Genomic DNA, 25,823 nt, shown 5'->3' on the forward strand with positions numbered 1-25,823 from the left:
CGATGGCACAGAAGATCATCCGCGTCGGCGACATCGAGATTGCCAACGACAAACCCATGGTGCTGTTCGGCGGCATGAACGTGCTGGAAAGCCGTGACATGGCCATGCAGGTTTGCGAAGAGTACGTGAAGGTCACCGAAAAGCTCGGTATCCCTTACGTGTTCAAGGCCAGCTTCGACAAGGCCAACCGTTCTTCTGTGACCTCCTATCGCGGTCCTGGCCTGGAAGAGGGCATGCGCATCTTCCAGGACATCAAACAAGCCTTCGGCGTGCCGATCATCACCGACGTCCACGAGCCTGACCAGGCCGCGGTCGTCGCTGAGGTCTGCGATATCATCCAGCTGCCGGCCTTCCTGTCGCGCCAGACCGATCTGGTCGTCGCGATGGCCAAGACCAACGCTGTCATCAACATCAAGAAAGCCCAGTTCCTCGCGCCTCAGGAAATGAAACACATCCTGAACAAGTGCGTGGAAGCGGGTAACGATCAGTTGATCCTCTGCGAGCGCGGTTCGAGCTTCGGCTACAACAACCTCGTGGTCGACATGCTCGGCTTCGGCATCATGAAGCAGTTCGAGTACCCGGTATTCTTCGACGTGACCCATTCGCTGCAAATGCCTGGCGGTCGTTCCGACTCCGCCGGCGGTCGCCGCGCCCAGGTCACCGACCTGGCCAAGGCTGGCATGAGCCAGTCGCTGGCAGGTCTGTTCCTCGAAGCGCACCCGGATCCGGACAACGCCAAATGCGACGGCCCTTGCGCCTTGCGTCTGGACAAACTGGAGCCATTCCTGGCCCAGCTCAAAGCCCTGGACGAACTGGTGAAGAGTTTTCCGACGGTAGAAACCGCGTAAACCTCAATTCTCCGGTAAAGTACCGCACGATTTGTCGCTCATGCCCTCGGGTATGAGCGTTGTCGTCTGCAAGCTGCCCGCTGCACACCACTTGCCGACGGTAAAAAGATTTCCTCTAGCTGCGTCGTTTTCGTCAACTTTGGAGTGTTTACAACAATGGCAAAAATCGTCGACATCAAAGGTCGTGAAGTTCTCGACTCCCGTGGCAATCCCACCGTGGAAGCGGACGTGCTTCTCGACAACGGCATCATCGGCAGCGCTTGCGCGCCGTCCGGTGCATCCACTGGCTCGCGTGAAGCGCTCGAGCTGCGTGATGGCGACAAGAGCCGTTACCTGGGCAAGGGCGTGCTCAAGGCGGTTGCCAACATCAACGGTCCGATCCGCGATCTGCTGCTGGGCACTGACCCAAGCGACCAGAAAGCCCTGGATCACGCGATGATCAAGCTTGACGGTACCGAAAACAAAGCGACCCTGGGCGCCAACGCCATCCTCGCCGTGTCTCTGGCTGCGGCCAAGGCGGCTGCACAGGATCAGGACCTGCCGCTGTACGCTCACATCGCCAACCTGAACGGCACCCCGGGTGTGTACTCGATGCCGGTTCCGATGATGAACATCATCAACGGTGGCGAACACGCCGACAACAACGTCGACATCCAGGAATTCATGGTTCAGCCGGTTGGCGCCAAGTCTTTCTCGGAAGGTCTGCGCATGGGCACCGAGATTTTCCATCACCTGAAAGCCGTGCTGAAAGCCCGTGGCCTGAGCACTGCTGTCGGTGACGAAGGCGGCTTCGCGCCGAACCTGGCTTCCAACGAAGATGCACTGAAAGTGATCTCCGAAGCAGTCGCCAACGCCGGTTACAAGCTGGGTACCGACGTGACCCTGGCTCTGGACTGCGCAGCCAGCGAGTTCTTCGAAGACGGCAAGTACAACCTGTCCGGCGAAGGCCAGGTGTTCACCGCTGAAGGTTTCGCCGACTACCTCAAAGGCCTGACCGAGCGTTACCCGATCATCTCGATCGAAGACGGTCTGGACGAGTCCGACTGGGCTGGCTGGAAGATCCTCACCGACAAGATCGGCGAGAAGACCCAACTGGTAGGCGACGACCTGTTCGTGACCAACACCAAGATCCTGAAAGAAGGCATCGACAAAAAGATCGCCAACTCGATCCTGATCAAGTTCAACCAGATCGGCACCCTGACCGAAACCCTGGAAGCCATCCAGATGGCCAAGGCAGCCGGTTACACCGCCGTGATCTCGCACCGTTCGGGCGAAACCGAAGATTCGACCATTGCCGACCTGGCCGTGGGTACTTCGGCTGGCCAGATCAAGACCGGTTCGCTGTGCCGTTCCGACCGCGTTTCCAAGTACAACCAACTGCTGCGTATTGAAGAGCAGTTGAATGGCAAGGCCAAGTACAACGGTCGCTCCGAGTTTCGCGGTTAAGTTGTAGATGGTAAAAAGACACCGGATTGTGTCGGAAAAGTCGTGACAGCGATGGATTTGCCACTAATCTGATGCCTTATATGCACAAGCCTGGATATTCCAGGCTTCGTGCTATCAGATGCTTCAAAGTTTTGGCGTGGCTGTCTTTTTTCACTGGATACCTGATATTCGATGCGCAGTCCTTACTGGTTGTTTCTCGTTTTGCTCTTGCTGCTGGCCGGTCTGCAGTACCGCCTGTGGGTGGGCAATGGCAGTCTGGCGCAAGTCGCCGAACTGAATCAGCAGATTGCTGATCAACACGCCGAGAACGAAGCCTTGCTGGAGCGCAACCGGGTGATGGACGCTGAAGTCAGCGAGTTGAAGAAAGGCATGGAGACCGTTGAAGAGCGGGCTCGTCACGAACTGGGCATGGTCAAGGACGGCGAAACCCTTTACCAGTTGGCCCAATGATCGATTCCCTGCCGGCCTTCTGGGCTGTGATTCCTGCCGCGGGCGTCGGTGCCCGTATGGCTGCGGACCGTCCCAAGCAGTATCTGCAACTGGGCGGGCGCACAATTCTTGAACACAGCCTCGGCTGTTTCCTCGATCACCCAAGCCTCAAGGGCCTGGTGGTCAGTCTTGCCGTTGATGATCCTTATTGGCCGAACCTGGCCAGCGCCAGCGATCCGCGCATTCAACGGGTCGACGGTGGTGCCGAGCGTTCCGGCTCGGTGCTCAACGCCTTGCTTCATCTGCACGCCCAAGGTGCCGACGACGAGGACTGGGTGCTGGTCCATGATGCGGCACGGCCCAATCTGAGCCGTGACGATCTCGACAAATTGCTCGCTGAGCTGGCGAACGATCCGGTCGGCGGCCTGTTGGCCGTGCCGGCGAAGGACACCCTGAAACGGGTCGACAAACACGGTCGGGTGGTGGAAACCGTCGATCGCAGCGTGATCTGGCAAGCCTATACGCCGCAAATGTTCCGCCTCGGTGCCTTGCACCGCGCGCTGGCGGACAGTCTGGTGGCCGATGCGGTGATTACCGATGAAGCCTCGGCGATGGAGTGGGCCGGCATGGCGCCGCGCCTGATCGAAGGCCGCGCGGACAATCTAAAAGTCACCCGCCCCGAAGACCTTGAATGGTTGCGTCAGCGCTGGGCCAATCGTCGTTAAATCCGGTACTCCGGCCGTTCGGCCAAACCTTCCTTGAGAAAATCCACCAGTTTGCGCACCTTCGGCGACAAGTGCCGTTGCTGCGGATACAGCGCCCACACCGCCGTATTCGGCGGTTGATGGGCCTCCAAAAGCGAAATCAACGCGCCGCTGTGCAGATGTTCCAGCACGTAATAGTCCGGTAGCTGACACAGCCCGACGCCCTGTAGCGCTGCATCCAGCACCGCTTGCCCACTGTTGCAGCGCCAGTTTCCCTGTACCCGCTGGGAAAATTCCCGCCCGTTTTGCTCAAGCTGCCAGATGTCCGAGCTGCCGATCAGGCAATTGTGCCGTCCCAGTTCCGACAAACTGTGTGGGCGTCCGTACCGTTCAAGGTAGGAAGGCGATGCACACAGATACATGCGTCGCGGTGCAAGGCGCGTCGCCACCAGACGGGAATCCTGAAGGCGACCGAGGCGGATCGCCAGGTCGAGGCCTTCATGCACCAGATCGAGTTGGCGGTTGGTCAGTTCGATATCGATGCGCAGTTGCGGGTAGTGCCCCATGAACCGGGTCACCAGCGGCACGATGAAGCGTTCGCCATACGCCACGGCACAGGTCATGCGCAGCATGCCTTTGGGTTCGCTGGTCAGATCGCCGACTGCACGCAACGCTTCTTCGCGACCGTCCTGCAGGCGCTGGCAATGTTGCAGAAAGGTCTGGCCGGCCTCGGTCAGGGTGACGCGTCGGGTACTGCGATACAGCAGTCGGGTCTGCAATCGCTCTTCCAGTCGTACGATTTGTCGACTGATGTGCGAGGAAGAAACGCCGAGGCGTTCGGCAGCTGCGGTGAACTGGCTGCATTCGGCAACGGCGACGAACTCGTCGATGCCTTCCCAGCGGTTTTCGGACATTGGGATTATCCCTGTACGGCAATAATGTTTTGCTTTTGCCAGGATTATTCATCAAGCAGCGCTGGACTACACTCCCTGTCTGGTTTTTATTCAATGGATTCACTGGAGAGTCAGCATGATCAAGTCGCGCGCCGCCGTTGCCTTCGAGGCCAAGAAACCGCTGGAAATCGTAGAAGTCGATGTCGCCATGCCCAAGGCCGGTGAAGTGTTGCTGCGCGTGGTGGCTTCCGGGGTTTGCCACACTGACGCTTACACCCTGTCCGGCGCTGACCCGGAAGGTATCTTCCCGTCGATCCTCGGCCACGAAGGTGGCGCCATCGTCGAAGCGATCGGCGAAGGTGTGACCTCGGTGGCTGTCGGCGACCACGTGATCCCGCTGTATACCCCGGAATGCGGTCAGTGCAAATTCTGTAAGTCGGGCAAGACCAACCTGTGTCAGGCCATTCGCGCCACTCAGGGCAAGGGCCTGATGCCGGACGGCACTTCGCGCTTTTCCTACAAGGGCCAAACGATTTTCCACTACATGGGTACCTCGACCTTCTCCGAGTACACCGTGCTGCCGGAAATCTCCGTGGCCAAGATCTCCAAGGATGCGCCGCTGGAAAAGGTCTGCCTGCTTGGGTGCGGCGTGACCACCGGTATTGGCGCAGTGATCAACACCGCCAAGGTGAAACCGGGTGACACCGTGGCCATCTTCGGTCTCGGCGGCATCGGTCTGTCGGCCGTGATTGGCGCGGTGAAGGCCAAGGCCGCACGTATCATCGCCATCGACATCAACCCGGCCAAGTTCGAAATCGCCAAACAATTGGGTGCTACCGACTGCGTGAACCCGAAAGACTTCGATCGTCCGATCCAGGAAGTGATCGTCGACATGACCGATGGCGGCGTCGACTTCTCCTTCGAATGCATCGGCAATGTGCAACTGATGCGTGCAGCCCTCGAGTGCTGCCACAAAGGCTGGGGCGAGTCGGTCATCATCGGCGTCGCCGGTGCTGGCCAGGAAATCGCCACCCGTCCGTTCCAGTTGGTGACCGGTCGCGTCTGGCGCGGTTCGGCGTTCGGCGGCGTGCGTGGCCGTACCGAGCTGCCAAGCTATGTCGACATGGCGCAAAGCGGCGAAATCCCGTTGGATACTTTCATCACCCACACCATGGGCCTGGAAGACATCAACAAAGCCTTCGACCTGATGCACGAAGGCAAGAGCATCCGCACCGTCATTCATTTCTGATCAATCGCGATGCCACGGCTGCCGATGTGCAGCCGTGGCTGCGTAGGAGTCCTACATGAGTCTGGAAAACATCTCCTGTCAGAAAAGTTTCGGCGGTTGGCACAAGCGCTATCGCCATCGCTCCGAGGTGCTGGGCTGCGACATGGTGTTCGCCGTGTACCTGCCGCCGCAGGCAGAGCAGGGCGGCAAGTTGCCGGTGCTGTACTGGCTGTCGGGCCTGACCTGCACGGACGAGAACTTCATGCAGAAGGCCGGCGCGATGCGCATGGCGGCCGAACTCGGCCTGATCATCGTGGCGCCGGACACCAGTCCGCGAGGCCCTGATGTACCGGGTGATCCTGACGGGGCCTGGGATTTCGGCCTCGGCGCCGGGTTTTATCTGAATGCCACGCAGGAACCCTGGTCGCGGCATTATCGGATGCATGACTACGTCGTGCAGGAACTGCCTTCACTGGTTGAAGCGCATTTCCCGGCGTCGGACAATCGCAGCATCAGCGGCCATTCCATGGGCGGTCACGGTGCGCTGATCTGTGCGTTGCGCAACCCGGGTCGTTATCAGTCGGTTTCGGCGTTTTCGCCTATCAACAATCCGATGGATTGCCCGTGGGGCCAGAAGGCATTCATCCGCTATCTGGGCGAAGACCGTTCGAAGTGGCGCGAGTGGGATGCCTGTGCACTGATCGCCGAAGCGGACGAGAAACTGCCACTGCTGGTCGATCAGGGTGACCGCGACGATTTCCTCGCCACCCAACTCAAGCCGGAAGCGCTGCAACAAGCGGCAAAACAGGCGGGGCATCCGCTGACGTTGCGTCTGCAGCCGGGCTACGACCACAGCTATTTCTTCATCGCCAGCTTCATTGACGACCACTTGCAGCATCACGCGCGCGCTCTGAAGAGTTAATGCAGGTAGAATCACGCCCTGACAAAATTCGGGGCGTTTTTTTATGCGTATTGGCCACGGCTATGATGTGCACCGTTTCGCTGAAGGCGATTTCATTACTCTGGGCGGCGTGCGAATCGCACACGGCTTCGGGCTGCTCGCTCACTCCGACGGTGACGTCCTGCTGCACGCCTTGAGCGACGCCTTGCTCGGCGCGGCGGCGCTGGGTGATATCGGCAAGCATTTCCCGGACACCGACCCGCAATTCAAGGGCGCCGACAGTCGTGTGTTGCTGCGTCATGTGGTCAGCCTGATCCACGCCAAAGGCTGGAAAGTCGGCAACGTCGACAACACCATCGTTGCCCAGGCACCGAAGATGGCCCCCCATATCGAATCGATGCGCGCGCTGATTGCCGCGGATCTACAAGTAGAACTGGATCAAGTGAACGTGAAAGCCACCACCACCGAGAAGCTCGGCTTCGTCGGTCGCGAAGAAGGCATCGCCGTGCATTCCGTTGCCTTGTTGCTGCGCGCATGAACGAACTGCAACTGCTCGGCCCGCGCGCCTATGGCGATGCCCTCGGCACCGCGGTACTGAAAGCCATCGCCGAAGATTTCCAGGTCGATGAAGTCCTCGACATTCCGTTCAGCGGTGACGGCGAGCACCTGTGGATCTGGGTGGAAAAGCGCGGCCTGAATACTGAAGAAGCCGCGCGCCGTATCGCCAAGGCGGCCGGTGTACCGCTGCGCACGGTGAGTTACGCCGGGCTCAAGGATCGCCAGGCGCTGACCCGTCAGTGGTTCAGCGTGCAATTGCCGGGCAAGGCCGATCCGGATCTGTCGGCGGCGGAAAACGACACGCTGAAAATCCTCAAGACCACTCGCCACAAGCGCAAGCTGCAACGCGGTGCGCATTCGGCCAACGGTTTCACCCTGCGCCTGACCCAGTTCAATGGCGACAAGGCCGCTATCGACGAGCGTCTGCAACTGATCGCCAAACAAGGCATCCCGAATTACTTCGGCGTCCAGCGTTTCGGCCATGGCGGCGGCAACGTCGTCGATGCCCGTTCCTGGGCCGCGCGCAAGGCACTGCCGGAACAGCGCAATGTGCGCTCGCGCCTGTTGTCGACCGCGCGCAGTTTTCTGTTCAATCAGGTGCTCGCAGCGCGGGTGGCCGATGGCACCTGGCAGCGTGCCCAGGTCGGTGATCTGCTGGCCTTCACCGACAGCCGCAGCTTTTTTCCGGCCGGTGAAGCCGAATGCAGCGACCCGCGTCTGGCGATTCTCGACCTGCATCCGACCGGCCCGCAGTGGGGCGAAGGTGACTCGCCGGCGGCCGGGGTTGTCCATGATCTGGAGCAGGGGATTGCCGCACGCGAGGCGGATCTGCGCGATTGGTTGATTAATGCCGGTATGAGCCACGAACGTCGCATCCTGCGGCTGCCCATTGGCGGGTTGACGTGGCATTATCCCGAGCCTGACATTCTGCAACTGGAATTCGTCCTCCCGGCCGGATGCTTCGCCACCGTATTGGTGCGCGAACTCGTTGATCTGGTGCCGGTGGGGCAGACGGACAGCCCATGCGTATTCTGATTTCTAACGACGATGGGGTGACTGCGCCCGGTCTTGCCGCGCTTTATGCTGCGCTGGCGGATTACACCGAGTGCGTGGTTATCGCCCCGGAACAGGACAAGAGCGGTGCCAGCAGTTCGCTGACACTCGATCGTCCGCTGCACCCGCAATACCTGGCCAACGGCTTTATCAGCCTCAATGGCACACCGACCGACTGCGTCCATCTGGGGCTCAACGGTTTGCTCGAACGCGAGCCGGACATGGTGGTTTCAGGTATCAACCTCGGCGCCAATCTGGGTGATGACGTGCTGTATTCCGGGACGGTGGCAGCCGCCCTTGAGGGGCGCTTTCTCGAGCGCCCGTCGTTTGCCTTCTCGCTGGTCTCGCGCCAGGTCGACAACTTGCCCACGGCCGCCCACTTTGCGCGCAAACTGGTCGAGGCCCACGCCGGGCTCGATCTGCCACCGCGCACGGTGCTGAACGTGAACATTCCGAACCTGCCGATCGACCACATTCGCGGTATTCAACTGACCCGTCTTGGCCATCGCGCCCGTGCGGCGGCACCGATGAAAGTCGTGGACCCGCGCGGCAAGGCCGGTTACTGGATCGCGGCGGCAGGTGATGCGGAAGACGGCGGGCCGGGCACCGATTTTCATGCGGTGATGCAAGGTTACGTATCCATCACTCCGTTGCAGCTCGATCGCACCTTCAATGATGCCTTCAGAAGTCTCGACGGCTGGCTGGAGGGACTCAACTGATGGCTCGTGAACAAGACGACAGGCTGCGCAGCGGCATCGGGATGACGTCCCAGCGAACCCGTGAGCGCCTGATCCAGCGTCTGTACGAAGAGGGTGTTTCCAACGCCAGCGTGCTGGAAGTGATCCGCCGCACCCCGCGACACCTGTTCGTTGATGAAGCGCTGGCGCACCGAGCCTATGAGGACACCGCGCTGCCGATCGGCAACAACCAGACCATCTCCCAGCCATATATGGTGGCGCGCATGAGCGAGCTGCTGCTGGAAGCCGGGCCGCTGGATAAGGTGCTGGAGATCGGCACCGGTTCCGGCTATCAAACGGCGGTGTTGTCGCAACTGGTCGAGCGGGTGTTCTCGGTAGAGCGCATCAAGGTGCTGCAGGATCGGGCCAAGGAACGCCTGGTCGAGCTCAACCTGCGCAACGTGGTGTTTCGTTGGGGCGATGGCTGGGAAGGCTGGCCGGCGCTGGCGCCGTACAACGGCATTATCGTCACGGCGGTAGCCACCGATGTGCCTCAGGCTTTGCTCGATCAGCTGGCACCGGGTGGTCGGATGGTGATCCCGGTCGGTTCGGGTGAAGTGCAGCAATTGATGCTGATCGTGCGCGAAGAAAACGGCTTCTCCCGACACGTTCTGGGGGCGGTGCGTTTTGTGCCATTGCTCAACGGTCCGCTGGCCTGAGCATTTGTTCGGGGCCGCTGAATTCCTGTCGAACGCGCCTGTCTTACAGCGGCGGTGAATGTTTAAACAGGATGGATCGTCTACAAGCAAACGTGTGCGCCGGGCGATAGCGCTTCTATAAAGGTAAAGCCGGTTGCGCCCGTTATACTTGCGAAGTTTCATGCCGGAATCGGCATTCCACATTTTTCAGCCACCACAAAGGGAGCGGCGGGTGAGTCTCACAGTCATTGCGCAGCGTATGGGTAACACGAGCTTTCAGCGCCTGGTGACTGGCCTTGTCTTGAGCACCTTGCTGGTCGGTTGCTCCAGCACAAAATCGAGCAACGTTCGGGTCGTCGATCGCAACAATGCGGTGGCCCAGCGTCCGGTCGTGACGACCGGGCAGTATGTAGTCCGTCCGGGCGATACGTTGTTTTCCATCGCTTTTCGCTACGGCTGGGACTACAAAGCCCTCGCCGCCCGGAACAATATTCCTACGCCATACACGATCCATCCGGGTCAGACGATTCGCTTCGATGGCCGCACCGGTTCAACGTCGACTGCGGTCGTCACCAACTCCGGTTCCTCAGCGTCTTCGTCCAGCAAAACCACGGTTATCCGGCGCCAGGCAAATGGCACGACGACCACCACAACCACGGGGTCCGGCGCGGCTTCCACCACGGTTGTACCGTCCGTCGCCAGCAAGCCAGCACCCGCTCCACTGCCTCCACCGGGCCCGGCCCCGACCGGCTGGGGATGGCCATCTAATGGCATTCTGATTGGTAAATTCTCTTCAAACGGTAGTTTGAATAAAGGAATTGATATCGCCGGAGATTTGGGACAGCCTGTTTTAGCTGCGTCTGATGGGACGGTGGTTTACGCCGGGAGTGGCTTAAGGGGCTACGGCGAATTGGTCATCATCAAACACAGCGAAACCTACGTCAGTGCTTACGGACACAACCGTCGGCTGTTGGTACGGGAGGGGCAGCAGGTCAAGGTCGGACAGACAATTGCCGAAATGGGGTCAACGGGTACAGACCGGGTGAAACTGCATTTTGAGATTCGCCGACAAGGTAAACCTGTAGATCCGCTGCAGTTCCTGCCAAGACGTTGATTTGCAGACCAGCCTGTTCCGTCACGTAGAGGGGACAGGCTCCAGCGTTGCCAAGGATAAAGGCGCCGCTTGAGCTTGGGGTCGAACTCACCAAAGGACTATAACAATGGCTCTCAGTAAAGAAGTGCCGGAGTTTGACATCGACGATGAGGTTCTCCTGATGGAGACCGGCATCGATTCGGATTCGATGTCGAATGATGAAGGGGCTGCTCCACCTTCCGTTCGTGCCAAATCCAAACACTCCGCTTCGCTTAAGCAACACAAGTACATCGACTACACTCGGGCACTCGATGCCACGCAGCTGTACCTCAACGAAATCGGCTTTTCCCCATTGCTCTCCCCGGAAGAAGAAGTTCATTTTGCGCGCTTGTCGCAAAGTGGCGATCCTGCCGGGCGCAAGCGCATGATCGAAAGTAACCTGCGGCTGGTGGTCAAAATCGCCCGGCGTTATGTCAATCGGGGGCTGTCGCTGCTGGATCTGATCGAAGAGGGTAACCTCGGACTGATCCGCGCGGTGGAAAAGTTCGATCCCGAGCGCGGCTTCCGCTTCTCGACCTACGCGACCTGGTGGATCCGTCAGACCATCGAACGCGCGATCATGAATCAGACCCGGACCATCCGGCTGCCGATCCATGTGGTCAAGGAGCTCAACGTGTACCTGCGGGCTGCACGGGAGCTGACGCAAAAGCTCGACCACGAACCTTCACCCGAAGAAATTGCCAACCTGCTGGAAAAACCGGTGGGCGAGGTCAAGCGCATGCTGGGCCTGAACGAGCGGGTTTCTTCGGTCGACGTCTCGCTGGGTCCGGATTCGGATAAAACCCTGCTGGACACCCTGACGGACGACCGTCCGACCGATCCGTGCGAACTGCTGCAGGATGACGATCTGTCGCAGAGCATCGATCAATGGCTCTCGGAACTGACCGACAAGCAACGCGAGGTGGTCGTGCGCCGCTTCGGCCTGCGCGGCCACGAGAGCAGCACGCTGGAAGATGTAGGCCTGGAGATCGGCCTGACCCGGGAACGGGTGAGACAGATCCAGGTAGAAGGCCTCAAGCGCCTTCGTGAAATTCTCGAGAAAAACGGCCTGTCGAGCGAGTCGCTGTTTCAATAAGCCACCCGCATGACCGCTATGCAGAAAGCCCCGACTGGTTCGGGGCTTTTTATTGGCGTACTGAAAGCGGGAGGCGTTCCCACCTTGTAGGTTTGCGTTGTAAGCCTTTGCTGACTGTTTCGTAAGTGTTCGTTATTTTTACACTGCCGCTGAAGGCGATTGCGCTCGTTGCTGATTCATAACGTAATGATTTATATGGTTATTTTTTCATGTGAAGGGCTTATGACAACAGGTTCTGGCGCTGTAGGGCAGTTGCCCCCGGCAGGGAAATCTCTAGTATCTGGGTTGTGTCGACGGATAGACACGCCCTTCAAGGAGGAGGGGAATGGACATCGCAGGACGCGATTCATCAGGACGATGAAAAGGAACACAGGGAATAGGGAAAAAATGTGGGCGGGTCAAACCGCCCCTTTTTTTGCCTGAAGAAATGTAAAACCCTGAAAAGCAAAAAGGCCCGCAAGGGGCCTTTTCTTCAAACGCGGGACAGATCAGCGTTCGAGGTCTTTGATCTTGCCTTTGACGCCATCCCACTCTTCGGCATCCGGCAGCGATTCTTTCTTCTCGGTGATGTTTGGCCAGATCTCGGCCAGCTCGACGTTCAGCTGAATGAACTCCTGCATCTCTTCCGGAACTTCGTCCTCGGAGAAAATGGCCACAGCCGGGCATTCAGGTTCGCACAGGGCGCAGTCGATGCACTCGTCCGGGTGAATCACCAGGAAGTTCGGGCCTTCGTAGAAGCAGTCCACCGGACAGACTTCTACGCAGTCGGTGTACTTGCACTTGATGCAGTTGTCGGTGACGACGAAGGTCATTTCTAATTTTCTCCTCAGGCGGCGGCAGCGTTGCCCCTTCACGGTTGGGGTCGCCAGGTTCGGGAGCGATGTCTGCCAGCCAGGCTATTAGCCAGCAGCATCCCGAACCGCGCGAGATTCTAACAGCTTGAAGCCGTTTGCGTTATATCCGGTTCGTCGGTGCTTATATCCGGTTCTTTAGCGCATAGAGCATTTCGAGTGCACGACGCGGTGTCACGTCATCCAGATCCAGTTTCGCCAACTCATCCAGCACCGGATGCGGGAGGCTGGCAAACATGTCGCTCTGCTGCGGCGTTGCCGGTTTGCCTTTGGTGGCGGGTTTCGGCGCCTCATGCGGCAGTGCGGTGTCTTCCAGTCGGCTCAGGTGTTCACGAGCACGCACGATCACTTCGCTCGGCACGCCGGCCAGTTGTGCAACCGCGAGGCCATAACTCTGGCTCGCCGGCCCCGGCAACACATGGTGCAGGAACACGATGCGCTCATTGTGCTCGGTAGCGTTGAGGTGCACGTTGGCCACCAACGGTTCGGCCTCCGGCAACACGGTCAGCTCGAAATAGTGCGTTGCAAAGAGAGTATAGGCACGCAGATGGGCGAGACGCTCGGCCGCCGCCCACGCCAGGGACAGACCGTCAAAGGTGCTGGTGCCGCGACCGACTTCGTCCATCAGCACCAGACTGCGCTCGGTGGCGTTGTGCAGAATGTTCGCGGTTTCGCTCATTTCCACCATGAAGGTCGAGCGGCCGCCAGCGAGGTCGTCGCTGGAACCGATCCGGGTGAAGATCCGGTCCACCAGCGACAGTTCGCAACTGGCCGCCGGCACAAAACTGCCGATATGTGCCAGCAGCACGATCAGTGCAGTCTGGCGCATATAGGTGGATTTACCGCCCATGTTCGGGCCGGTGATCACCAGCATGCGGGTGTTGTCGTCCAGGCTCAGGTCGTTGGCCACGAAAGGCGTGGTCAGCACTTGCTCGACCACCGGGTGACGACCCTGGGAGATGCGCATGCACGGTTCGCTGACGAAGGTCGGGCAATTCAGGTCGAGATTCAGCGCGCGTTCGGCGAGGTTGCTCAGCACGTCCAGTTCGGCCAGCGCGCCAGCGGTGTCCTGCAATGGCGGCAACTGGCTGATCAGATCCTCCAGCAATGCCTCGTAGAGCATCTTCTCGCGAGCCAGGGCGCGGCTCTTGGCCGACAGCGCCTTGTCTTCGAACTCTTTCAGTTCTGGTGTGATGAAGCGCTCGGCACCCTTGAGGGTCTGACGGCGGATGTAGTCTGCCGGCGCCGATTCAGCCTGCTTGCTCGGCAATTCGATGAAGTAGCCGTGAATGCGGTTGTAGCCGACTTTCAGGTTGGCGAGGCCGGTGCGGGCCTTTTCCCGGGCTTCCAGGTCAATCAGGAACTGGCCGGCGTTCTCGCTTAGCGATTGCAGCTCGTCGAGTTCGCTGTCGTAACCGGTTTTCAGCACGCCGCCGTCACGGATCACCGCCGGCGGGTTGTCGATAATGGCTTTTTCCAGCAGCGCCGCCAGTTCCGGGTAGGTGCTGGTGGTAGTAGCCAGACGTTGCAGGTGCGGCGCCTCCAGATCGGTCATCGCCACTTGCAGTTCAGGCAGCGCACCGAGCGCGTCACGCAGGCGGGCGAGGTCGCGAGGGCGGGCATTGCGCAGGCCGATCCGCGCCAGGATCCGCTCGATGTCGCCGATTTCCTTGAGCTGCGGTTGCAGGTTTTCAAAGCGATAGCGGTCGAGCAGGCAAGTGATCGAGGTCTGGCGAGCCAGCAATACGGTCAGATCGCGCAGCGGACGATTGAGCCAGCGGGTCAGCAGGCGGCTGCCCATGGCGGTCTGGCAACGGTCGACCACCGATTGCAGGGTGTTGTCGCGGCCACCGGCCAGGTTGGTGTCGAGTTCCAGGTTGCGGCGGCTGGCGCCGTCCAGCACCACGGTGTCGTCCAGGCGTTCATGACGCAGGCTGCGCAGATGCGGCAGGGCGGTGCGCTGGGTTTCCTTGGCATAAGCCAGCAGGCAACCGGCGGCGCCGATCGCCAGGGTCAGGGTTTCGCAACCGAAGCCTTTCAGGTCCTGGGTGGAGAATTGCTGGCAGAGACTTTTCAGCGCCGAGTCGCGCTCGAAATCCCAAGGTGCGCGGCGACGTACGCCACGACGTTTTTCCGCCGGCAGATCCTTCGGCCAGTCATCCGGGATCAACAGCTCGACCGGGTTGACCCGCTCCAGCTCCGCCAGCAGGTTTTCCCAACCCTTGATCTCAAGCACGGTGAAGTTGCCGCTGGTGATGTCCAGCACGGCCAGGCCGAACAGGCGCTCGTCGCCCAGTACCGCCGCGATCAGGTTGTCGCGACGCTCATCCAGCAACGCCTCGTCGCTGACTGTACCCGGGGTGATGATCCGCACCACCTGACGTTCCACCGGGCCTTTACTGGTGGCCGGGTCGCCGACCTGTTCGCAGATCACCACCGATTCGCCGAGCTTGACCAGCTTCGCCAGGTAGCCTTCCGCCGCGTGATACGGAATCCCGCACATCGGAATCGCCTGACCCGCTGACTGCCCGCGCGCGGTCAGGGTGATGTCCAGCAACTTGGCCGCTTTCTTCGCGTCTTCGTAGAAGATCTCGTAGAAGTCGCCCATGCGGTAGAACATCAGCTGGTCCGGGTGCTGATTCTTCAAGCGCCAGTACTGCTGCATCATCGGAGTGTGGGAGGACAGGTCGGAGACGGCTTTATTCATCGGATTGTCAGGCAACTCGTTCAAAGGTGTGGGGCAAAAGCATGGCAGTGGCCGGGCTTTTCCGCGATGGGCGCAAGGTTACCATGGGCGGTCTGTCGGACGCAGGCATCGCGGTCGGGTGACAGGTATCTGGCGTAAAAAGCTCGACTATGCACGGTTTATGCAAATCAGCATTTGTCTTCACGAAAAACTTCAAGCACTATGCGCGTTATGCAAAAACGCAACGTATCTACCGTCTTAAGAGCACTGCTCGACCAGCACGGGATCTCCCCCACGGAGCTCCACCGTCGCACCGGCGTGCCTCAATCCACGCTCTCGCGGATTCTCAGCGGGAAGATCGTCGATCCTTCGGATAAACACATCTCGAAGATCGCCGAGTACTTTGCCGTGAGCACCGATCAGTTGCGGGGGCGCGCGGATGTTGCGCCCGCCGGCAACGGCGGACGCGACGAGTTGCATTCCGAACTCAAGGACATAAGCCTGTGGGACGACGACACGCCAGTCGATGATGACGAGGTGTCGGTGCCCTTTCTTCGCGAGGTTGAATTGGCTGCTGGATCAGGAAGATTCGTCATCGAAGAGAGCGAGCGCTCCAGCCTGCGCTTCGGCAAGCGCAGCCTGCGCCATAACGGTGTGCAGTTCGATCAGGCCAAATGCGTGACGGTACGGGGCAACAGCATGTTGCCGGTGTTGCGCGACGGTGCCACGGTCGGGGTCAATGCCGGCAAGTGCGGGATTGGCGACATCATCGATGGCGACCTTTACGCGATCAACCACAACGGTCAATTGCGGGTGAAGCAGCTCTATCGCCTGCCTACCGGTATCCGTCTGCGCAGCTTCAATCGCGATGAACACCCGGACGAGGACTACAGCTTCCAGGATATGCAGGAAGAGCAGATTGTCATCCTCGGTCACGTCTTCTGGTGGGGCATGTACGCCCGATAACGATCCCTCTCTCAGACAAAACCCGCCTCGGCGGGTTTTTTTTCGCCTGTAGAAAACTGGCCAACCCTTGAAAGACGGGGCTTTCATGCATTTGCGCATTTCTTGTGCATAAATAAATGCATTTACGCATTGACTGTATATGCATCCATGCATATTCTTGCCGCCAAGCCGCTCGACAAAGCGGCTGGCAACAACAGCTCTTTAGTTCCACAAGAACAGGCAGCGATGAACCGGCCTCAACGGTTCAGAGGGTTGGCAACTGACCCGGGTGTGCAGCGTAAAGCACCAGAAGCAGTTATCCGGCGGGCAGGGACCGCGGTCGGAAAAACAATTTGAATGGACTCGTACCGCGCCAGTAGCGCCGAAAAGTCAGCTTCCTTTTTTGAACACAGGATTTAAAGGAAGGCGAAGGAGCGCATTACTGAAAAGCCCGGCGAAATGCCGGGCTTTTTGGAATGCCTGCCTCAAGAGAAACCGATTGAACCCAACACACACTATTCATCCATCACACCAGGAGGCGTGACATGACAAACGAGCAACAAGCGTTGGCGGACATGCCGATCTGGCTGGTCATCCTGCTTGCCGTGGCAGGCGGGGTATCCGGCGAAATGTGGCGCGCCGACAAGGACGGCGCCCGCGGCTGGCCATTGCTGCGACGCCTGGCCCTGCGCTCCGGCGCCTGCATGATCTGCGGCGTGTCGGCAATCATGCTGCTTTACGCTGCCGGGATGTCGATCTGGGCCGCCGGTGCTTTTGGCTGCCTGACCGCAATGGCCGGTGCCGACGTGGCTATCGGTCTTTACGAACGCTGGGCCGCCAAGCGCATCGGCGTCTGCGAAGTTCCCCCGCGCGATCCGCAGTAACCCTCTCACTCTCCTGCCTCGCTGCACTTTGTGCGGCGGGACTTCGCGTGGACATCAGAAAAGGAGGTCAAGCATGCCCACACCGATTCAGCAGCCTTCGCAGCTGTACACGGCGATGGCGATAGCCTTGCGCAACAGCCCCGAGCTGAACGTGCAAGTCGGCCATCACGATGACTTCACGGCCCCCGGCGACAAGGCCTGGGTGCTGATCGACATCGAGCGAAATGCACCGGGAGAACGTGCCGCCAACGGGCGCATTGCCCATGTGCTGACGCTGTCGCTGCAGGTCATTCCGGCGCTGTCCGCCACGGCGTTTGCCGCCTGTGACCTGATCGCCGAGTTGAAAAACCGGGTCACCGACAACCGCTGGGGCTTGTCCGGCGATCAATGCGATCTGCCGATGAACATCGATGGGATGCCGTCATTGCTCATCCGCGCCGATCAGCCGAACAAAGCCTGGACCCTGTCGTTCAACCAGACCGTCTATCTAGGCCCGACACTACTGGACGACCCGCTCGGCACACCGAAATTCGCCCGCACCTGGGAAGTCAGCGATATCGACGACCCCGACCAATACACCACGCTGGAGGCCTGATCGATGTTCGACGCATTACTGCGAATGCAGCTGGGCCCGATCATCGAACGCCTGGCAGAAATGGAAGCCGAGATCGAAGACCTGCACCGTCGCGCCGAGAGCTATTGCCGCATTGGCATCTGTCAGGAAGTCGATGCGGCGAGCAACACCTGCCAGGTCAGCCACGGTGGTTTGCTCACCCCGGCCATCAAGTTCTTCAACCCCAGCGCCGGCGCGCAGAGCGAGTCGCGGATCCCGACGGTGGGTGAGCAGTGTCTGCTGTTCAACGGCAGCGGTGAAAGCAGCGCGCAAAGCGTGGCGCTGTTTGGCCTGAACAGTGACCGCTTTCCGCCGACCTCGACGGTGCCGACGCTGACGCGACGTGTTCATCAGGACGGCAGCGAAAGCGGCTACGACGACGCCACGCACACCCTGCACTGGCAAAACGGTCCGGCAGCCTTCAGCGGCTCTCGCGAATCGCTTGAACTGAGCATCGGGCCGGCACGGCTGGCGATGACCCCGCAAGCGATCAACCTGCAACTGGGCGCCGTCGGCCTGACCATCGACGCCTCGGGCGTGCACTTCAGCGGCCCGTTGGTGGATCACCAGGGTCGTGTCATCAGCCCCTGAATCAAGAGCTTCCCATGATCGGAATCGATAGAGACAGCGGGGCCACGGTCGACGACTGGCTGCAGTTTGTGCAGCGCGCGACCCGGGCCCTGACCACGCCGCTGGGCACCCGGCAAAAAAGGCCCCTTTATGGTTCGTTGATCCCCACGTTGCTGGGGCAGAACCTGGGCGACGACATCCTGTTGCTCGCCCAGAGCCACGCGGCCCAGGCGTTCTACAACCCGCAGAACGGCATCAGCGATTTCCAGCCCGGCGTGATCGTCGCCAGCCGACAGGGCGCCGGTTTGCTGCTGCGGTTTGCCGGCACCTGGAAAAACCGCCAACAGACTTTCGAGGTCGTGACATGAGCATGTTGATCCCCGGCCAGAATCAATTGGCCGAACCCTCCTTGATCAAGGTCGATGCCTTCGAAGATCTGCTCGCCGAGTTCAAGACCTTCGTGATCGAGTACGTCGGCGCACGTTCGCCGCAGAGCGCGGAAAAGCTCAAGACCAGCCTGGAAAACGAAAGCGAACTGCTGACCCTGGCGCTTGAGGCGTTCTGCGTTCGCCTGCAAACCCACGAACGCAGATACAACGCCCGGATCAAGCAGATGCTGGCGTGGTGGGCCACCGGCAGCAACCTCGATGCACGGTTGGCGGACATGGGCCTGGAGCGACAGTTGCTCGACCCGGGCGACCCGGCGGCATTCCCGCCAGTGCCGGCGATTTACGAGAGCGACGATGACGCCCGGCTGCGCTATTACCTGGCGCCCCATGCGCCGGCGGCGGGTTCGCGGATGCAGTATCGCCGCGAGGTCTTCACCCTGGGCGAGCGGCCGGCGGTGAAAGTCGAATCCACCGATGCGGGTGTTGTGAACGTCACTTACACCTTCGACCCGGACGGCCTCGCCGCGCAGGTCAAGGATGGCAATGGTCGCCGCACGGCGCCCGGTGAAGTGCAGGTGACTGTGCTTTCCCGCGACGCAGACGGAACACCCTCGGCAGCACTGCTCGACGGCGTACGCCAACACTTTGCCCGGCCCGATGTCTGCCCGGAAACCGACAAGGTCACCGTGCAGGGCGCCGACATCAAGCCTTACAAGATTCGCGTCGTGGCAAAGATCAATTCCGGCCCGGATTCGGGCCTGACCAAAGTCGCCGCACAGCAACATTTGCAGGCCTACGCCGACAGCTGCCATCGCCTGGAAGGCCGGGTCGATCCGAGCTGGATCGACTACACGCTGCACAGCGCCGGCGCCGTGCAATTGCAGATTCTTGAACCGCTGACGCCCATCGTGTGCACCGCGTTTCAAGCACCGTACTGCACGGCGGTCGAAGTCGAGGTGCAGACGCTATGACCGATCAGACACCGCGTCCGACCCTGCTGCCGGCCAACAGCTCGGCGCTGGAACGGGCGCTCGACATCGGCTTCGGCGCATTGCTTGATCGAGTCGCGCCGCCGTTTCCCGAACTGATGAACCCCAGCGAAACACCGGTAGCGTTCCTGCCGTATCTCGCCGCAGATCGTGGGGTGGCCGAATGGAGCACCGACGCACCGGAAGCAGAAAAGCGCCTGACCGTCGAACTGGCCTGGCCCACCGCGCGCCAGGCCGGCACTCGCAAGGCGCTGGAGAACGCCGCCAAGGGTTTGCAACTCAGGCCGGAAATCCGCGCCTGGTACCAACAGACACCACCCGGCGAGCCTTACAGCTTTTCCGTGCGGGCCTTCAGCGAACAACCCTACAGCGAAGAAATCGACGCCCGTCTCGACCGGCGCCTGGCTGATGCCAAGAGCGAACGGGACGTGCTGTCGGTGTCGGTCGGCCTCAGCGCCTTCGGCAATCACGTCATCGGCGCCGCGACCTTCTGCGGTGAGCTGACCACGGTTTATCCGGTGTTCCTCGAAGGGCTCGAGATATCCGGCGAGGCCTTCATGGCGGCGGCGCTGTACACCGTCGAAACATCCACTATTTATCCTCAGGGGGCCTGAATGGCTGACTATTACACCCTGCTCACTAACGCAGGGATTGCCTACGAAACCGCCTGCAAGGCAGCGGGCGTGCCGATCAAGCTGACGCAGATTTCCGTCGGCGACGGCGGCGGCGCGGTCTACAACCCAGCCGCGACGGCTACCGCGCTGAAACGCGAAGTCTGGCGCGGACCGCTCAATGCGCTGTTCCAGGACGAGAAGAATCCGAGCTGGCTGCTCGCTGAAGTCACCATCCCGCCGGACGTCGGCGGCTGGTATGTGCGTGAAGCGGGTCTGTGGACCGACACCGGGATTCTCTACGCCATCGTCAAATACCCGGAGTCGTTCAAGCCGGTATTGGCTACCTCCGGCTCGGGCAAAGAGTTCTACATCCGCTCGATTTTCGAGACCAGCAATGCCTCGCTGGTGACGCTGCTGATCGATGACACCGTGGTCAAGGCCACCCGCGCCTGGGTCATGAGCTACCTCGCCGAAGAACTCGGCAAACTTGACGGCAAACAATCGGTGCGTGTCGCCGCCACCGCCAACGTGGTGTTGAACGGTGCGCAGCAGATCGACGGCGTGGCGGTGATCGCCGGCGACCGCGTGCTGCTGCCGAACCAGACCCTGGCCAAGGACAACGGCCTGTGGATCGTCGCCAACGGCGACTGGGTTCGGGCCAACGATGCCAACGTCAGCGCCAAGGTCACACCGGGCCTGACGGTGATGGTGGAGGAGGGAGCGCTCAACGGCGATTCGCTGTGGCACCTGACCACCAATGCGCCGATCACCCTCGGCACTACTGCGCTGACATTCAAGATGCTGGCAGGGCGCACCGGGATTGCTGCCGGGACTTACAAGAGTCTGAGCGTCGACGAATATGGCCGCGCGACGGCCGGCTCGAACCCCGACACGCTGGCCGGTTTTGGCATCAAGGACTCATACACCAAGGCCGAAGTCGAAGCGCTGATTGCCAAGGCGTCCGCTTTGCCGGTGGGCTCGATTGTTGCCTTCCCGGTTGATACGCCACCACCGGGTTTCCTGGAGCTGGACAACAGCGTCAAGAGCAGCGCGACTTACCCGGACCTGAGCGCCTATCTGGGCGGCAAGTTCAACAAGGGTGATGAGGGTGTCGGGAATTTCCGCTTGCCTGAGGCGCGCGGGGAGTTTTTGCGCGGTTGGGATCATGGGCGGGGAGTTGACGCCGGACGCGGGCTCGGAACCGCTCAACTGGATGCGATGCAACGCTTGACCGGCGCAATTGCTGCTGCTGACGCTACTGGCCTTGCTCAAGCACTCAATGGTGTATATGCCGGCAGCAAGTCGGGAGTGTCGAAGGGCGTTACGGCTGCTGTCGATGCATACACCAACGTCAATTTCGATAACGCTCGACAGGCCCGCACGGCTGATGAAAATCGCCCGCGCAACGTGGCCGTCATGTGGTGCATCAAAGCCTGGAACGCACCGATCAATCAGGGAAACATCGACGTCGCCGCGTTGGCAGCTGAAACCAGACTGGCTCGACTCAACGGCGCAGAAGTGGGCGCCTCGCGTAATCTGAGAATGTCGCTGCCTGCTGCAGCATCGGTTGCAACGCTGACCGCTGACCAACTGATTGTCGAGCAGCCGGGTGTTGGCCAGTACAAGTTGTCGAACGTCAATCTCTCCATAAATCTGCCTACGGTTGGTGCGGGCGGGATGGACGTTGGCGTTGCGCCTGCAAGCGGTAGCGTCGGAATTTACGTTATCTACAACCCTGAGTCGAAAGTTGTAAAGTTGCTGGGCGTCAACGCCACGTCGGTCTCCGTCCCCGAAAGTTATGCTGGCACTTATATGCCTGCTGGATATACCTCCAGCGCATTGGTGAGCGTCTGGCAAACTAACGCCAGTGGTCAGTTGGTTGCGGGTATCCAGAGTGGCCGCACAGTAACAACCGAGACAAAGAGATTTCTAGTCAACGGTTCAGCCGCTACATTCACAGCGCTTTCATTGACCGGTTTTGTTCCGCGAAATGCAATTTCGATTGGCGGTTATGTCCATGTGATTACCAGTGCAACTAACCCCGCAGGCAGTTCCATAACGCTTTGTTCGGATTCGACAGGTACTGGCTCATTTGTGTTTGGTTCTGGTGGAACTACAAATATGGGAAGTCTGGCACCTTTCTCCGGCCTGATGCTGGGTGGAACTTTGACACTCTATTATTCGGCTAACAGCGCTCCTGCAGCCAGTAATGGCTATGTGACCTCTTATAGTTTTTAGGATTTACTTATGTATCGAGCATATTCAAATAATGGTGCGTCGTTGCGTTTTGTCGAGCCTGATTGGGTATTGAATGAAGGCGAAGTTCTGTTTGATCACGAGCCTGCCATTCAAGAGCTTGAGGCTGCTTTTGGATTTGATGCTGCGGAACTGGAGCGAGGGCGACAGGCGGTGCTGATCGCAGAAGAGCGCTACCTACATGAAGGTGTCGGCGTTGTCGTCGATGGATTGTCGATTGATACGACGCGCGACAGCCAGGCGCTGATCGCCAGCACTGGACTCTCTGCAATTCTCGACCCTGAGTATCACTGCAACTTCAAAACCCTCAATGGTTTTGTCGAGATCAGCGCCGAGCGGATTCTTGCCATTGCCAAGGCTGTCCGCGCTCACGTGCAGGCTTGCTTCGACCGTGAGTTGATCTTGCTGGAGGCGCTCGCGGCCGGCACCTACACCGATGACATGCTCAAGGAAGGCTGGCCCGATTCCATGCCTGCTACGACAACCTCCTAGCCTCAATAAAACGCCCCGCACCCCGGGGCGTTTTCTTTGACGCCCAACACACTCAACACCCGCCAAGCCCCTCCCAACGAGGGGCTTTCCCGTTTATGGAGAAACGAAAAATGGCAACCCGCCAAACCTACACCGTGCTCGTTCCATTCCCCACCGGCGGTGGGCACTGGTCGAGCGTCGGCCAGGAACTTGATCTGCTCGATGTCGAGGCCAGTGCCCTGCACAGCGCCGGTCGACTGGAGCTGAAAACACCTACCACCAAGGCCGTGAAGGCCGCTGCCAAGAAGGCTGACTGACTATGGCTGAGGTTCTGAACTTCGAGCACAACGGCATTACCGTCAATGCCACCGAATCCCCCGAGGCCATGGGTGGCCTGGGTGACAACGTCATCGGTCTGGTCGGCACCGCGCCGAAGGCCGATCCGCTGATTCCGCGCAACGCACCGTTCCGCATCAACAGCTTCACCACCCACGCGCTGCTCGATCCGACCGGCTCGGAAGAGGGCACCCTGTACCACGCCGTTTACCAGATCCTCAAAGTGGTCAAGGTGCCGGTGTATGTGGTGATCGTCGAAGCGGGCGCGACCCCGACCGACACCGTCAACGCAGTGATCGGCGGCATCGAGCCAGTGACCGGTCGCAAACTTGGTCTGGCGGCACTGGGCAGTGTCCCGGAAGACCTGACCATCATCGGCGCGCCAGGCTTCACCGGCACCAAGGCGGTGGCCAGCGAGTTCGCCTCGTTCGGCAAGCGCATCAAGGCCCGTGTGGTGCTGGACGGCAAGGACGTCTCGGTCGCCGATCAGGTGCTGTACAGCCAGGAGCTGGGCGGTGCGGATCTCGGTTTCGACCGTTGCCTGGTGGTGCACAACATGCCTGCCGTGTACTCGAAAGCGGCGAAGAAAAACGTGTTCCTCGCGCCATCCAGCCTGGCGATTGCCGCGCTGGCCAAGGTCAAGCAATGGGAAAGCCCGGGCAACCAGGTCACCTACGCCGAAGACGTGTCGCGGGTCGTTGAGTACAACATCCTCGACACCTCCACCGAAGGCGATCTGCTCAACCGCTACGGCGTCAGCTACTACGCCCGCACCATCCTTGGCGGCTTCTCGCTGCTGGGCAACCGCTCGATCACCGGCAAGTTCATCAGCTACGTCGGTCTGGAAGACGCCATCAGCCGCAAGCTGGTGAAGGCCGGCCAGAAAGCCATGGCGAAAAACCTGACCAAGTCGTTCATGGATCAGGAAGTCAAACGCATCAACGACTGGCTGCAAACCCTGGTCGCCGACGAAACCATTCCCGGCGGCAGCGTGTACCTGCACCCGGAACTCAACAGCGTCGAGAAGTACAAGAACGGCACCTGGTACGTGGTCATCGACTACGGCCGCTACGCGCCGAACGAACACATGGTTTATCAACTCAACGCCCGCGATGAAATCATCGAGCAGTTCCTGGAGGACGTTCTCTAATGTTTACCAACCGTAATCGCCAGGCCATCGCGGCCACCCTGCAAGGTCTGCCGCTGTCGGCGACCGTGGAGGAATTCACCCCGCCGAAGATCGAATTCGACGTGGAAAACATGACCGGCGGCCGCTTCATCGTCGAGGAAATGGCCAAGAGCGCCAAGGCACTCGGCGCCAAGCTGATCCTGCAGGGCACCGGCCCGGAAATCATGCTTGCACTGGGTGTGAAGCTGGGTGAAGACATCCTGCTGAACGTGCGCGAGGCCGGTCAGGATCAGGACGGCAACACCTGGTTCACCTACCACACCGTGGGCGGCAAGCTGAAGATCCTCGATGAGGGCACGATCAAAATGGGCGAGAAACCCAAGACCACGCTGGAGCTCTCCTGCCGCACCTACAACCGCCTGGAAAACGGCGTGCCGGTGATCGACATCGACGTGCGCACCCAGAAGTTCGTGCTCAACGGCGTCGACATCCTCGGCGATGCCCGTCGTGCGGTGCTGATGCCGTAAGCCTCGGCCAAAGGCAATCACAAACCCTGTGGGAGCGGGCAAACCCCGCTCCCACAAGGGACTGCAACACCCCTCAAGAATCACCAAGGAATTCATACATGTCGTGGATGCCACCCAAGCATGACTTGTTGTCGCCGATCACCGGTGACGACGGCTCGCAGATCGAATCGATCCAGCTCAAGCCGCTGTTCTACGCCGCCCAGAAAGAAGCGCTGGAACGCGCCGGTGACGACGAAGACGATCAGTTCTTCGAACTGGCGCTGCTGGCCACCGGCTTGTCGGTCAAGGAGCTCGACCAGCTCAAGCGCCCGGACTACGTGACCATCGCGCAGTATGTGCATGAGATGTCGACCCGTCCGGCGTCGTACTTTCTCGACCAGGTCGAAGACGTCGAAAAGTCCGACGATCCCGATCAGGTGCAACTGCTGTTGCCGCTCGCCGTCACCGGCCGCACCGTGACCTCGCTGAGCCTGGAAATGCCGGCGCTGCGGGCCACCAAAGTGATGAAGAAACTGAAAACGGCCAAGGAACGCGCCGAGTTCATCACCGCCCATTGCACCGGACTGATGATCCCCGATCTGGCCCTGTTGAGCGTGCCGGACTGGACGCAATTGCAGGTGCGCATCGACGATTTTTTAAACCAGCCGGCGGCCTTCTTTCAGAACGCGACATCGAAGTAATCCTCGATATCGTGCCGCTCATTTACCCGGTAAGTGAGGCGGAAATTCTGGAGTGGGACGCCGAAAAGGCGTTGCGCCGCTACGACATAGCGATCACTCGCCTTGGCGTGAAAAAGGAGTAGAGCGGCATGGCAGAGAGCAGATATGCGCTCACATACGCCGATGAGGGTGGCAACGCAGCAGCAGGGGCGGCGGTGGCCGATGGCCTTGGCAAACCGCT

At 60.1% G+C, this 25,823-nt stretch carries 28 protein-coding genes; 25 read left to right on the forward strand and 3 right to left on the reverse strand.

Annotation, left to right across the window (positions count from 1 at the left end):
• The first annotated feature begins 2 nt into the window (after positions 1-2).
• From kdsA to ispD, 4 genes are all read left to right on the forward strand, one after another.
• Positions 3-848: a 3-deoxy-8-phosphooctulonate synthase gene (gene kdsA, locus KJY40_RS06790; RefSeq protein WP_007954807.1), complete on the forward strand. Its 846-nt coding sequence runs from the start codon at positions 3-5 to the stop codon at positions 846-848.
• 156 nt (positions 849-1,004) lie between these two features.
• Positions 1,005-2,294: a phosphopyruvate hydratase gene (eno, locus tag KJY40_RS06795; protein ID WP_007954808.1), complete on the forward strand. Its 1,290-nt coding sequence runs from the start codon at positions 1,005-1,007 to the stop codon at positions 2,292-2,294.
• Between the two features lie 171 nt (positions 2,295-2,465).
• Complete coding sequence (gene ftsB, locus KJY40_RS06800; protein WP_003222158.1) at positions 2,466-2,744, forward strand: cell division protein FtsB; 279 nt, start codon at positions 2,466-2,468, stop codon at positions 2,742-2,744.
• A complete protein-coding gene (gene ispD, locus KJY40_RS06805) occupies positions 2,741-3,448 on the forward strand; it encodes a 2-C-methyl-D-erythritol 4-phosphate cytidylyltransferase (RefSeq protein WP_039769687.1) in 708 nt (235 codons plus the stop codon). Before ftsB ends, ispD begins: the two co-directional genes overlap by 4 nt.
• Here the strand turns inward: ispD and KJY40_RS06810 are convergent.
• Positions 3,445-4,341 (reverse strand): LysR substrate-binding domain-containing protein, encoded by an 897-nt coding sequence (locus tag KJY40_RS06810; protein WP_007954817.1) that lies wholly within the window; start codon positions 4,339-4,341, stop codon positions 3,445-3,447. The two genes, ispD and KJY40_RS06810, sit on opposite strands and share 4 nt — an antisense overlap.
• Before the next feature lie 115 nt (positions 4,342-4,456).
• On the opposite strand from KJY40_RS06810, the gene KJY40_RS06815 reads away from it, so the two are divergent.
• From KJY40_RS06815 to rpoS, 8 genes are all read left to right on the forward strand, one after another.
• Positions 4,457-5,569: an S-(hydroxymethyl)glutathione dehydrogenase/class III alcohol dehydrogenase gene (locus tag KJY40_RS06815; protein WP_115076730.1), complete on the forward strand. Its 1,113-nt coding sequence runs from the start codon at positions 4,457-4,459 to the stop codon at positions 5,567-5,569.
• A gap of 55 nt (positions 5,570-5,624) precedes the next feature.
• Positions 5,625-6,470 carry an S-formylglutathione hydrolase gene (gene fghA, locus KJY40_RS06820; RefSeq protein WP_230735748.1) on the forward strand — a complete coding sequence of 282 codons (846 nt, stop codon included), beginning with the start codon at positions 5,625-5,627 and terminating at the stop codon, positions 6,468-6,470.
• 43 nt (positions 6,471-6,513) lie between these two features.
• Positions 6,514-6,987 (forward strand): 2-C-methyl-D-erythritol 2,4-cyclodiphosphate synthase, encoded by a 474-nt coding sequence (gene ispF, locus KJY40_RS06825; RefSeq protein WP_007954821.1) that lies wholly within the window; start codon positions 6,514-6,516, stop codon positions 6,985-6,987.
• Positions 6,984-8,042 carry a tRNA pseudouridine(13) synthase TruD gene (gene truD, locus KJY40_RS06830; protein WP_230735750.1) on the forward strand — a complete coding sequence of 353 codons (1,059 nt, stop codon included), beginning with the start codon at positions 6,984-6,986 and terminating at the stop codon, positions 8,040-8,042. Before ispF ends, truD begins: the two co-directional genes overlap by 4 nt.
• Complete coding sequence (surE, locus tag KJY40_RS06835; protein ID WP_230735752.1) at positions 8,030-8,779, forward strand: 5'/3'-nucleotidase SurE; 750 nt, start codon at positions 8,030-8,032, stop codon at positions 8,777-8,779. Before truD ends, surE begins: the two co-directional genes overlap by 13 nt.
• A gap of 41 nt (positions 8,780-8,820) precedes the next feature.
• Positions 8,821-9,456 (forward strand): protein-L-isoaspartate(D-aspartate) O-methyltransferase, encoded by a 636-nt coding sequence (locus KJY40_RS06840; RefSeq protein WP_170844894.1) that lies wholly within the window; start codon positions 8,821-8,823, stop codon positions 9,454-9,456.
• Between the two features lie 211 nt (positions 9,457-9,667).
• Positions 9,668-10,549 carry a peptidoglycan DD-metalloendopeptidase family protein gene (locus KJY40_RS06845; RefSeq protein WP_230735754.1) on the forward strand — a complete coding sequence of 294 codons (882 nt, stop codon included), beginning with the start codon at positions 9,668-9,670 and terminating at the stop codon, positions 10,547-10,549.
• Between the two features lie 106 nt (positions 10,550-10,655).
• Positions 10,656-11,663 (forward strand): RNA polymerase sigma factor RpoS, encoded by a 1,008-nt coding sequence (gene rpoS, locus KJY40_RS06850; RefSeq protein ID WP_007954831.1) that lies wholly within the window; start codon positions 10,656-10,658, stop codon positions 11,661-11,663.
• A gap of 488 nt (positions 11,664-12,151) precedes the next feature.
• Here the strand turns inward: rpoS and fdxA are convergent, their stop codons facing one another.
• Together fdxA and mutS are read right to left on the reverse strand one after the other, a co-directional pair.
• The gene (fdxA, locus tag KJY40_RS06855) at positions 12,152-12,475 is read right to left on the reverse strand and encodes a ferredoxin FdxA (protein WP_007908827.1); all 324 of its coding nucleotides are present in this window, start codon (positions 12,473-12,475) and stop codon (positions 12,152-12,154) included.
• A gap of 163 nt (positions 12,476-12,638) precedes the next feature.
• Positions 12,639-15,221, reverse strand: a complete 2,583-nt coding sequence (mutS, locus tag KJY40_RS06860) for a DNA mismatch repair protein MutS (protein ID WP_230735756.1) — start codon at positions 15,219-15,221, stop codon at positions 12,639-12,641.
• A gap of 210 nt (positions 15,222-15,431) precedes the next feature.
• Here mutS and KJY40_RS06865 point away from each other — a divergent pair, with 210 nt between their 5' ends.
• The 13 genes from KJY40_RS06865 (at position 15,432) to KJY40_RS06925 (ending at position 25,603) form a co-directional block, all read left to right on the forward strand.
• A complete protein-coding gene (locus KJY40_RS06865) occupies positions 15,432-16,166 on the forward strand; it encodes a LexA family transcriptional regulator (protein ID WP_085683345.1) in 735 nt (244 codons plus the stop codon).
• A gap of 524 nt (positions 16,167-16,690) precedes the next feature.
• A complete protein-coding gene (locus KJY40_RS06870) occupies positions 16,691-17,029 on the forward strand; it encodes a phage holin family protein (protein ID WP_096819604.1) in 339 nt (112 codons plus the stop codon).
• Positions 17,030-17,102: 73 nt separating this feature from the next.
• On the forward strand, positions 17,103-17,624 hold the full coding sequence (locus KJY40_RS06875; RefSeq protein ID WP_230735758.1) for a hypothetical protein: 522 nt from the start codon (positions 17,103-17,105) through the stop codon (positions 17,622-17,624).
• A 3-nt stretch (positions 17,625-17,627) separates the two neighbouring features.
• Positions 17,628-18,233: a phage baseplate assembly protein V gene (locus tag KJY40_RS06880; RefSeq protein ID WP_230735760.1), complete on the forward strand. Its 606-nt coding sequence runs from the start codon at positions 17,628-17,630 to the stop codon at positions 18,231-18,233.
• Between the two features lie 14 nt (positions 18,234-18,247).
• Positions 18,248-18,580, forward strand: a complete 333-nt coding sequence (locus tag KJY40_RS06885; protein ID WP_230735762.1) for a phage baseplate protein — start codon at positions 18,248-18,250, stop codon at positions 18,578-18,580.
• On the forward strand, positions 18,577-19,572 hold the full coding sequence (locus KJY40_RS06890; protein WP_230735764.1) for a baseplate J/gp47 family protein: 996 nt from the start codon (positions 18,577-18,579) through the stop codon (positions 19,570-19,572). The genes KJY40_RS06885 and KJY40_RS06890 overlap by 4 nt, the downstream gene beginning before the upstream one ends.
• Positions 19,569-20,204 (forward strand): phage tail protein I, encoded by a 636-nt coding sequence (locus KJY40_RS06895; protein ID WP_230735766.1) that lies wholly within the window; start codon positions 19,569-19,571, stop codon positions 20,202-20,204. The genes KJY40_RS06890 and KJY40_RS06895 overlap by 4 nt, the downstream gene beginning before the upstream one ends.
• Entirely contained in the window at positions 20,205-22,442 is a 2,238-nt protein-coding gene (locus KJY40_RS06900; protein ID WP_230735767.1) for a phage tail-collar fiber domain-containing protein, read from the forward strand.
• A 9-nt stretch (positions 22,443-22,451) separates the two neighbouring features.
• A complete protein-coding gene (locus tag KJY40_RS06905; protein WP_230735769.1) occupies positions 22,452-22,952 on the forward strand; it encodes a DUF4376 domain-containing protein in 501 nt (166 codons plus the stop codon).
• Positions 22,953-23,062: 110 nt separating this feature from the next.
• Positions 23,063-23,248, forward strand: a complete 186-nt coding sequence (locus KJY40_RS06910) for a hypothetical protein (RefSeq protein WP_039771239.1) — start codon at positions 23,063-23,065, stop codon at positions 23,246-23,248.
• Positions 23,249-23,250: 2 nt separating this feature from the next.
• Positions 23,251-24,417 carry a phage tail sheath protein gene (locus KJY40_RS06915; RefSeq protein WP_230735771.1) on the forward strand — a complete coding sequence of 389 codons (1,167 nt, stop codon included), beginning with the start codon at positions 23,251-23,253 and terminating at the stop codon, positions 24,415-24,417.
• Complete coding sequence (locus KJY40_RS06920) at positions 24,417-24,923, forward strand: phage major tail tube protein (protein WP_230735773.1); 507 nt, start codon at positions 24,417-24,419, stop codon at positions 24,921-24,923. Before KJY40_RS06915 ends, KJY40_RS06920 begins: the two co-directional genes overlap by 1 nt.
• A 98-nt stretch (positions 24,924-25,021) precedes the next feature.
• Positions 25,022-25,603 (forward strand): phage tail assembly protein, encoded by a 582-nt coding sequence (locus KJY40_RS06925; RefSeq protein WP_230735775.1) that lies wholly within the window; start codon positions 25,022-25,024, stop codon positions 25,601-25,603.
• Positions 25,604-25,823 lie beyond the last annotated feature (220 nt).

This window comes from Pseudomonas fitomaticsae (genome assembly GCF_021018765.1).
Taxonomy (GTDB): domain Bacteria; phylum Pseudomonadota; class Gammaproteobacteria; order Pseudomonadales; family Pseudomonadaceae; genus Aquipseudomonas; species Aquipseudomonas fitomaticsae.

What these genes read in the sequence shown, in the direction of transcription:
- kdsA (WP_007954807.1), top strand. Translation starts at nt 3, where the DNA reads ATGGCACAGAAGATCATCCGCGTCGGCGACATCGAGATTGCCAACGAC.
- eno (WP_007954808.1), top strand. Translation starts at nt 1,005, where the DNA reads ATGGCAAAAATCGTCGACATCAAAGGTCGTGAAGTTCTCGACTCCCGT.
- ftsB (WP_003222158.1), top strand. Translation starts at nt 2,466, where the DNA reads ATGCGCAGTCCTTACTGGTTGTTTCTCGTTTTGCTCTTGCTGCTGGCC.
- ispD (WP_039769687.1), top strand. Translation starts at nt 2,741, where the DNA reads ATGATCGATTCCCTGCCGGCCTTCTGGGCTGTGATTCCTGCCGCGGGC.
- KJY40_RS06810 (WP_007954817.1), bottom strand. Translation starts at nt 4,341, where the DNA reads ATGTCCGAAAACCGCTGGGAAGGCATCGACGAGTTCGTCGCCGTTGCC.
- KJY40_RS06815 (WP_115076730.1), top strand. Translation starts at nt 4,457, where the DNA reads ATGATCAAGTCGCGCGCCGCCGTTGCCTTCGAGGCCAAGAAACCGCTG.
- fghA (WP_230735748.1), top strand. Translation starts at nt 5,625, where the DNA reads ATGAGTCTGGAAAACATCTCCTGTCAGAAAAGTTTCGGCGGTTGGCAC.
- ispF (WP_007954821.1), top strand. Translation starts at nt 6,514, where the DNA reads ATGCGTATTGGCCACGGCTATGATGTGCACCGTTTCGCTGAAGGCGAT.
- truD (WP_230735750.1), top strand. Translation starts at nt 6,984, where the DNA reads ATGAACGAACTGCAACTGCTCGGCCCGCGCGCCTATGGCGATGCCCTC.
- surE (WP_230735752.1), top strand. Translation starts at nt 8,030, where the DNA reads ATGCGTATTCTGATTTCTAACGACGATGGGGTGACTGCGCCCGGTCTT.
- KJY40_RS06840 (WP_170844894.1), top strand. Translation starts at nt 8,821, where the DNA reads ATGACGTCCCAGCGAACCCGTGAGCGCCTGATCCAGCGTCTGTACGAA.
- rpoS (WP_007954831.1), top strand. Translation starts at nt 10,656, where the DNA reads ATGGCTCTCAGTAAAGAAGTGCCGGAGTTTGACATCGACGATGAGGTT.
- fdxA (WP_007908827.1), bottom strand. Translation starts at nt 12,475, where the DNA reads ATGACCTTCGTCGTCACCGACAACTGCATCAAGTGCAAGTACACCGAC.
- mutS (WP_230735756.1), bottom strand. Translation starts at nt 15,221, where the DNA reads ATGAATAAAGCCGTCTCCGACCTGTCCTCCCACACTCCGATGATGCAG.
- KJY40_RS06865 (WP_085683345.1), top strand. Translation starts at nt 15,432, where the DNA reads ATGCAAAAACGCAACGTATCTACCGTCTTAAGAGCACTGCTCGACCAG.
- KJY40_RS06870 (WP_096819604.1), top strand. Translation starts at nt 16,691, where the DNA reads ATGACAAACGAGCAACAAGCGTTGGCGGACATGCCGATCTGGCTGGTC.
- KJY40_RS06875 (WP_230735758.1), top strand. Translation starts at nt 17,103, where the DNA reads ATGCCCACACCGATTCAGCAGCCTTCGCAGCTGTACACGGCGATGGCG.
- KJY40_RS06880 (WP_230735760.1), top strand. Translation starts at nt 17,628, where the DNA reads ATGTTCGACGCATTACTGCGAATGCAGCTGGGCCCGATCATCGAACGC.
- KJY40_RS06885 (WP_230735762.1), top strand. Translation starts at nt 18,248, where the DNA reads ATGATCGGAATCGATAGAGACAGCGGGGCCACGGTCGACGACTGGCTG.
- KJY40_RS06890 (WP_230735764.1), top strand. Translation starts at nt 18,577, where the DNA reads ATGAGCATGTTGATCCCCGGCCAGAATCAATTGGCCGAACCCTCCTTG.
- KJY40_RS06895 (WP_230735766.1), top strand. Translation starts at nt 19,569, where the DNA reads ATGACCGATCAGACACCGCGTCCGACCCTGCTGCCGGCCAACAGCTCG.
- KJY40_RS06900 (WP_230735767.1), top strand. Translation starts at nt 20,205, where the DNA reads ATGGCTGACTATTACACCCTGCTCACTAACGCAGGGATTGCCTACGAA.
- KJY40_RS06905 (WP_230735769.1), top strand. Translation starts at nt 22,452, where the DNA reads ATGTATCGAGCATATTCAAATAATGGTGCGTCGTTGCGTTTTGTCGAG.
- KJY40_RS06910 (WP_039771239.1), top strand. Translation starts at nt 23,063, where the DNA reads ATGGCAACCCGCCAAACCTACACCGTGCTCGTTCCATTCCCCACCGGC.
- KJY40_RS06915 (WP_230735771.1), top strand. Translation starts at nt 23,251, where the DNA reads ATGGCTGAGGTTCTGAACTTCGAGCACAACGGCATTACCGTCAATGCC.
- KJY40_RS06920 (WP_230735773.1), top strand. Translation starts at nt 24,417, where the DNA reads ATGTTTACCAACCGTAATCGCCAGGCCATCGCGGCCACCCTGCAAGGT.
- KJY40_RS06925 (WP_230735775.1), top strand. Translation starts at nt 25,022, where the DNA reads ATGTCGTGGATGCCACCCAAGCATGACTTGTTGTCGCCGATCACCGGT.